We start from the raw sequence: 6,184 nt of genomic DNA, 5'->3' as shown, positions 1-6,184 counted from the left end.
GGCAAGCCTCGCTCCTACAGGATGTCGTCGTTCCACAGATCGACACAAAACCTGTAGGAGCGAGGCTTGCCCGCGAAGGCGTCAGAACAGGCGCCGCAGATTTAGAAGGACGGCGCCCGCTGCCGGCGTTTCCACTGACTCACCCGCTGCTGCAAATTCAACGGGCTATGAATCTGCTGCTGCCGCGCCCGGCTGAACAGAATCAACGCCAGCTCCGCCGTGGCCAACGCATCGGCGCTGGCGTTGTGGCGTTCGAAGACTTCCAGCTTGAACCAGTCGATCCAGTCATCGAGCCCGGCATCGCGAATGTGCGCCTGAGGACACAGCAACGGTGCGATGTCCGCCACATCCAGAAACGTATTCTGCAATTTGTAGCCCAGATGCTCTTTCAGCGAACGCCCCAGCATGTGTTGATCGAACGGCGCATGAAACGCCAGCACCGGGCTGTCTCTGACGAACTCCATAAATTCGACCAGTGCCTGAGCCGGATCGCTGCCAGCGGCAATCGCGCTAGGCCCCAGACCATGAATCAATACGCTGGGCCCTACCTTCATATCGGCGCATTGCAGCGTGCGTTCGAACTGCTGGCTGAAATCGATCGCTCCGTCTTCGATCACCACCGCGCCGATGGACAACACCCGGTCCTTGTTCAGGTTCAGCCCGGTGGTTTCCAGGTCGAGCACCACCCAGCGCTGCTCGCGCAGGCTGCATTCACTCAGATCGGCCGCCGAGGGTAAGCGTTGCAGACGTAGCTGGAGTTCAGCGGTCAGGCTTGGGCCTGCCGGACGCAGCCATGAAAACAGGCTCATAGCTGATACCGCAGGGCCAGGCTGCTTTGCAGGCGTTGAGCCTGGCGCAGGGACTCACGCAGGATCCGTCGGTCCAGATGATTGAGGCTGTCCGGATCGACCCGGTTGGAGTAGGGCAGGTTCTCCCGAGTCTGTAGCTGATGTTGCTGCATGCGGGTTTGCTGGATGAAGTGGTAGGCCTCTTCATACGCAGCGCCGTCGAGCCGTTCGATGACCTCTTTGGCCACCAGTTCGCGAAAGCGCTCCAGGGTGTTGTTGGACTCGATGCCATGGGCCAGGGCCAGCAATCGGGCGCCATCGACGAAAGGCGTCAGCCCCTGGACCTTCAGATCCAGCGTGGCTTTCTCGCCATTCTTGCGCGCCAGCACGAACTCACGGAAACGCCCGACCGGAGGGCGGTTGCGCAAGGCGTTCTCGGCCATCATCCGCTGGAACAACCGGTTGTCATTCACCTGATCGAGAATTCCCCGACGCAGCTGCTCGCAACCTTGTTCGTCGCCCCAGACCACCCGCAGGTCGAAATAAATGCTCGAACCCAGCAGGTTCTCCGGCGTCGCCTCACGAATAAACGCCGCAAAACGCCGCGCCCATTCGGCCCGGGACAAACACAGTTCAGGGTTGCCGGCCATGATGTTGCCCTTGCACAGCGTGAAGCCGCAGAGTGCCAGGCTCTGGTTGATCTGCTGGGCAATCGGCAGCAATTTGCCGCGAATTTCGGCGGCATGCGCCGCGTCCCGGGCTTCGAAAAGAATGCCGTTGTCCTGATCGGTGTGCAGCGTCTGTTCGCGGCGGCCTTCGCTGCCGAAGCACAGCCAGCTGAATGGAATCCCAGGGTCACCTTTTTCGGCGAGGGTCAGTTCGATCACCCGGCACACGGTGTGATCGTTGAGCAAGGTGATGATGTGGGTGATCTGGGTCGAGGAGGCACCGTGCGCCAGCATGCGTTCGACCAGTTGGCCGATCTCGCCGCGCAGCGCCACCAGGTTTTCCACTTTCTGGGCGCTGCGAATAGTCCGCGCCAAATGGACGAGGTCCACCCGTTGCAGGGAAAACAGGTCGCGCTCGGACACCACGCCGCACAGACGATGGTCCTTCACCAGGCAGACGTGGGCGATGTGCCGTTCGGTCATGGCGATCGCCGCATCGAAGGCGCTGTGGTCCGGCGACAGGAAAAACGGCGCCTGGGTCATGTGGCGTTCGATCGCTTCGTTGAAGTCGTCAGTGCCGTCGGCCACCACATGGCGCAGGTCGCGCAGGGTAAAAATGCCCAGCGGGGCTTTGCGCTCGTCGACAATCACGATGCTGCCGACCTGTTGCTCATGCATCAGGGTCACGGCTTCACGCAATGGCGTGGCGGGGCTGCAAGTCACCGGATGGCGCATGGCCAATTCGCCCAGTCGCGTGTTCAGCGAATATTGAGTACCGAGGGTTTCCACGGCTTTTTGCTGGACTTGCTGATTGACCTGATCCAGCAGGCTGCTGACACCGCGCAGGGCGAAGTCGCGAAACGTGGTGGAAAGGGCGAACAACTTGATGAACGCCAGCTTGTTGAGCTGAAGGCAAAAGGTGTCTTCGGCCGCCAGGTGTTCGGTGCGGGTCGCCCGTTCGCCCAGCAGCGCGGCGAGGGGGAAACACTCGCCGGTGGTGATTTCGAAGGTGGTTTCGGTGCCGCCCTTGGCCGTATGCGGGCGCTCACCCACAACCCGTCCTTGTTTGACGATGTAGAAATGCTCAACCGGCCCGTCGGCCGGTTTGATGATGCTTTCGCCGGGCGCATAAAAACGCAGCTGACATTGTTCAACCAGATACGCCAAGTGCGCGTGTTCCATTTGATTGAAGGGCGGGAATCGCTGAAGGAATTGCAAAGTGCCCTGGATGTTCTGCAACACCGCGGTTTTCCCTGCCTGTGTAAAGGCGTCCTCTCTACTCATAACCATTACCGCAGTCTTTTTTGAATTGTTGTCGGATGACTACCCCCATGGTCGGCTCGTACATGCAGGGTGCCCATTGGACGTAAGTCTAGGTCGGGGCGTGCAGGCTTCGGAAGTTAGGAAATGTCTGACGCAAATGCAGGAAAAACCTCCTACATTGGCTATAGGAAAAGTTTCCGACGAAGTGCACATTGAAGGTCTACTTAGCGATGTCTGACGAAAGTGCTAGGGGATTGAATTGAAAACGTAGAGAAAGCCATGTCCGACCACGATATTTTGAGTGATGCCGAGCGCGAGGCGCTGAGTGCCGTCATGCTCGAACCCGATTTACCGGCGCAGCGGGTGCTGATCGTTGACGACGATAAAGACTCGCGTGAGCTGTTGTCGGAGATTCTTGCGTTGGACGGTATTCGTTGCATGACCGCCGCCAGTGGCGAAACTGCACTCAAAATGGTGATCGAAAAACCAACGATTGGCCTGGTGATCACTGATTTGCGAATGGGGCACATCGATGGCCTGGACCTGATCCGCCAGGTGCGAGAGTCAGTCCGGGCGGCGATGCCGTTCATCATCGTTTCCGGCGACGCCGACGTGAAAGACGCAATCGCCGCAATGCATCTGAGCGTGGTCGACTTCCTGCTCAAACCTGTCGATACCGGCAGGTTGTTGGAGCTGGTCAAACATGAGTTGGGAATAATGGATGAGCAAACACCGACTTGATAAAAAAAGGCCCTGATCTTTCGATCAGGGCCTTTTTTTGTCCGGCGTCAGTGCTCAGTTACAGGCCATTGGCAGCCTTGAACTCGCGGCGACGACGGTGCAGGACCGGCTCGGTGTAGCCGTTTGGCTGCTTCGTGCCTTCAACCACCAGTTCGACCGCCGCCTGGAAGGCGATGTTGCTGTCGAAGTTCGGTGCCAGCGGACGATACAGCGCGTCGTTGGCGTTCTGGCGGTCAACCACCGGCGCCATGCGCTTGAGGCTTTCCATGACCTGGTCATGTGTGACGATGCCATGACGCAGCCAGTTGGCGATGTGCTGGCTGGAAATCCGCAGCGTCGCACGGTCTTCCATCAGGCCGATGTCGTTGATGTCCGGCACCTTCGAGCAACCCACGCCCTGATCGATCCAGCGCACCACGTAACCGAGAATGCCCTGGGCGTTGTTGTCCAGTTCGTTCTTGATCTGTTCCGCAGTCCACTGCGGGTTCACCGCCAGCGGGATGGTCAGGATGTCGTCAACCGACGCGCGGGCACGTTTGGCCAGTTCGGCCTGACGGGCGAACACGTCGACCTTGTGGTAATGCAGCGCGTGCAACGCAGCGGCAGTCGGCGATGGAACCCAGGCGGTGTTGGCGCCGGCCAGCGGGTGAGCGATTTTCTGTTCGAGCATCGCCGCCATCAGGTCGGGCATCGCCCACATGCCTTTACCGATCTGGGCGCGACCTTGCAGGCCGGTGCTCAAACCGATATCGACGTTCCAGTTTTCGTAGGCGCCGATCCACTTCTCGGCCTTCATGTCCGCCTTGCGCACCATCGGGCCGGCTTCCATGGAGGTATGGATTTCGTCGCCCGTGCGGTCGAGGAAACCGGTGTTGATGAACACCACGCGCTCGCTCGCAGCTTTGATGCAGGCCTTGAGGTTGACCGTTGTGCGGCGCTCCTCGTCCATGATCCCGACTTTCAGCGTGTTGCGCGGCAGACCGAGGACTTCTTCGATGCGACCGAACAGCTCGTTGGTGAACGCGGCTTCTTCCGGGCCGTGCATTTTCGGCTTCACGATATAGACCGAACCGGTGCGGCTGTTCTTGCGCGAGTTGTTGCCGTTGAGGCTGTGGATCGCTGCCAGGCTGGTGATCAAGCCGTCAAGAATGCCTTCCGGCACTTCGTTGCCATCTTTGTCGATGATCGCATCGATGGTCATCAGGTGACCGACGTTGCGCACGAACAACAGCGAACGACCGTGCAGGCTCAGTTCCTTACCGTCGACACCGGTGTAGGTGCGATCAGCGTTCATGGTGCGGGTAAAGGTCTGACCGCCTTTGGAGACTTCTTCCGACAGGTCGCCCTTCATCAGGCCGAGCCAGTTGCGGTAGATCACCACTTTGTCATCGGCATCGACAGCGGCGACGGAGTCTTCGCAGTCCATGATGGTGGTCAGCGCAGCTTCCATCAGGATGTCTTTGATACCGGCAGCGTCGGTCTGGCCGACCGGGGTGCTGGCATCGACCTGGATTTCGAAGTGCAGGCCGTTGTTTTTCAGCAGGATTGCAGTCGGTGCGGCTGTATCGCCGTGGAAACCGATCAGCTGTGCATCGTTGCGCAGGCCGGTGTTGCTGCCGCCTTTGAGGGCGACGACCAGTTTGCCGTCAACGATCTTGTAGCCGGTGGAATCGACGTGAGTGCCGGCCGCCAGGGGCGCGGCTTCGTCGAGGAAGGCTCGGGCGAAGGCGATGACCTTGTCGCCGCGAACCTTGTTGTAGCCTTTGCCTTTCTCCGCGCCGTCAGCTTCGCTGATGGCATCGGTGCCGTAGAGCGCGTCATACAGCGAACCCCAACGGGCGTTCGAGGCATTGAGCGCGAAACGGGCATTCATCACCGGCACCACAAGCTGTGGACCGGCCATGCGGGCGATTTCGTCATCGACGTTTTGGGTCGTTGCCTGGAAATCAGCCGCTTCTGGCAGCAGATAACCGATGTCTTGCAAGAAGGCTTTATAGGCCACAGCGTCGTGTGGTTGACCGGCACGGGATTGGTGCCAGCCATCGATACGAGCCTGGAAATCATCGCGTTTGGCGAGTAGGGCTTTGTTCTTCGGCGCCAGGTCATGGATGACCTTGTCGGCACCGGCCCAGAACTTATCGGCGGTGAGGCCGGTACCGGGAATGGCTTCGTTGTTCACGAAGTCGAACAGGACTTTGGCGACCTGCAGGCCACCGACTTGAACGTGTTCAGTCATTGCTTGCCTCACTCTGCTCAGCTATTTCGCTTTTCAGCTCTTCAAATTAACAATGAAGCCTCTGGCTATTTAAACCACAAACCCCTTCCACCAGTACATGCCATTTCGGGCGGCTGGGATGGAACCGATCAACGGCTTTGAGGCCTTGCTGACAGGGCTATCAGGGCTGCGAGTGTGCCTGTGGCAGACATCGATCCAACGTTATGTAGTGCGCGCTGCGGCATACTACATGATGAATTGCGCTTGTGAAAATTAGACTAATTACGTCGTTCTGCGACCCCATGACGCATTGCGGTCACGTCGGGGCACGGGATGTTCTCAAAAAACTATTGGATTGTTCCAGTTAAATATAAAAACTTGTACACGATTTATTGTTCGCGACGTTCTTCGCGGCGCGCCTTTCGCGGGCAAGCCTCGCTCCTGCAGGGGGCGGCTCCTTCTAGGAGCGATGCTTGCCCGGGAAGGCATTCGCCGATTCAACGCCGTAA

General features: G+C 58.9%; 4 protein-coding genes. 1 reads left to right on the top strand and 3 read right to left on the bottom strand.

All coding sequences use genetic code 11. The annotated features are described in order from the left end of the window. Positions 1-101 precede the first annotated feature (101 nt). Positions 102-809 carry a 3'-5' exonuclease gene (locus QMX98_RS31360; RefSeq protein WP_010467084.1) on the bottom strand — a complete coding sequence of 236 codons (708 nt, stop codon included), beginning with the start codon at positions 807-809 and terminating at the stop codon, positions 102-104. Beyond that, entirely contained in the window at positions 806-2,746 is a 1,941-nt protein-coding gene (locus tag QMX98_RS31355; protein WP_042932509.1) for a putative nucleotidyltransferase substrate binding domain-containing protein, read from the bottom strand. Before QMX98_RS31355 ends, QMX98_RS31360 begins: the two co-directional genes overlap by 4 nt. A 252-nt stretch (positions 2,747-2,998) precedes the next feature. Here QMX98_RS31355 and QMX98_RS31350 point away from each other — a divergent pair, with 252 nt between their 5' ends. Continuing rightward, the gene (locus QMX98_RS31350; protein ID WP_102593750.1) at positions 2,999-3,460 is read left to right on the top strand and encodes a response regulator; all 462 of its coding nucleotides are present in this window, start codon (positions 2,999-3,001) and stop codon (positions 3,458-3,460) included. Positions 3,461-3,518: 58 nt separating this feature from the next. Here QMX98_RS31350 and QMX98_RS31345 read toward each other — a convergent pair whose 3' ends face one another. After that, entirely contained in the window at positions 3,519-5,696 is a 2,178-nt protein-coding gene (locus QMX98_RS31345) for a malate synthase G (protein ID WP_102593751.1), read from the bottom strand. Positions 5,697-6,184: the final 488 nt, after the last annotated feature.

The organism is Pseudomonas sp. PS02303 (assembly GCF_029959925.1).
GTDB classification, from domain to species: Bacteria; Pseudomonadota; Gammaproteobacteria; order Pseudomonadales; family Pseudomonadaceae; genus Aquipseudomonas; species Aquipseudomonas mandelii.
The sequence above is the reverse complement of the archived record's forward strand: the minus strand, read 5'-3'. Positions and strand labels throughout refer to the sequence as shown.

Bases quoted from the DNA above. Each gene is read 5' to 3' on its own strand.
- QMX98_RS31360 (WP_010467084.1), bottom strand. From the start codon at position 809: ATGAGCCTGTTTTCATGGCTGCGTCCGGCAGGCCCAAGCCTGACCGCT.
- QMX98_RS31355 (WP_042932509.1), bottom strand. From the start codon at position 2,746: ATGGTTATGAGTAGAGAGGACGCCTTTACACAGGCAGGGAAAACCGCG.
- QMX98_RS31350 (WP_102593750.1), top strand. From the start codon at position 2,999: ATGTCCGACCACGATATTTTGAGTGATGCCGAGCGCGAGGCGCTGAGT.
- QMX98_RS31345 (WP_102593751.1), bottom strand. From the start codon at position 5,696: ATGACTGAACACGTTCAAGTCGGTGGCCTGCAGGTCGCCAAAGTCCTG.